1 protein-coding gene is annotated in these 1,092 nt (G+C 66.2%); it reads right to left on the reverse strand.

Features of this window, described 5'->3' with window-relative positions:
- Positions 1-997 (reverse strand): IS481 family transposase (locus tag WDU93_RS15240; protein ID WP_337322091.1); only part of this gene is annotated, 997 nt, incomplete at its 3' end.
- Positions 998-1,092 lie beyond the last annotated feature (95 nt).

The raw sequence follows: 1,092 nt of genomic DNA on the forward strand, positions 1-1,092 counted from the left end.
TGTACTTCCCCGTGAGGTTGTGAACGCGTTCTGAGGGGGTCTGCCCGCCGATGCCGGTGTGGGGTCGGTGGTGATTGTAGTGATGCAGCCAGGTCTCGTATGCGGCGGCGCGCTCGTCTTCGCTGGTGTAAGTGGCTGCGTAGGCCCATTCGGCTGCGAGAGTGCGGTTGAAGCGCTCGACCTTCCCGTTCGTCTGCGGTCGGTAGGGCCTGGTCCACTTGTGCTTCACTCCCTCGCCGAGAGCGTCCGCGAAGACGTGCGAGCGGTAGCACGCACCGTTGTCAGTCATCACCGCGGTGACCGTCACCCCGAGGTCCTGGAAGAACGCGTTGGCGCGGACCCAGAATCCCGCGGCGGTCGCCTTGCGTTCATCGTCGAGGATCTCCGAGTACGCCACCCGGGAATGGTCGTCGACCGCGTGATGGAGGTACCGGTAGCCACGGGAGCCTGCTGCTCCCTGCCTGGCTGCCTTGTCCCGGACCGAACCCGCAGCGCGGTCTTGGGTAGATCCTCGGCCGTGTGCGCGCCAGCCGCCGCCGTCGGGGATGCGACCCTGCTTCTTGATGTCGACATGCACCAGCTGGCCAGGGGCTGCGACTTCGTACCGCTTCGGCTTCGGTCTGCGCACCGGCAGCCCGGTGGCCTGGTCGATGTTCGCCAGCTTCGGCATGCCGTAGCGGGCCAGCACCCGACCCACCGTCGCCCGTGCCAGGTGCAGGTGATACGCGATCCGGTGCGGGCCCCACCGGCGGGTGAACCGCAGCGCGACGATCCGGTGCTCTGTCTTCCGTGGCAGCCGGTTCGGAGACGAGACCGGCCTCGAGCTACGGTCAACCAGCGGCTGTCCGGCCCGATACCGATCTACCCATCGCTTCACCGTTGCAGGCGAGCACTGGAACCGTTCTGCCGCCCGCCGCAACGACCACCGTTCATCAACGACGAGAACAACAAGACGACGACGACCCTCCGGCGTCAAAGGCGCGTTAGCGTGGGACACGAAGACCTCCGCGGTCAGGATGCGAGTGTGGTAACCCACATCCTGCCCGGAGGTCTTCGCTACCTCAGCCGTTCACAACCTGTCGGGGAAGTACA

It is taken from the genome of Microbacterium istanbulense (assembly GCF_037204145.1).
Taxonomy (GTDB): domain Bacteria; phylum Actinomycetota; class Actinomycetes; order Actinomycetales; family Microbacteriaceae; genus Microbacterium; species Microbacterium istanbulense.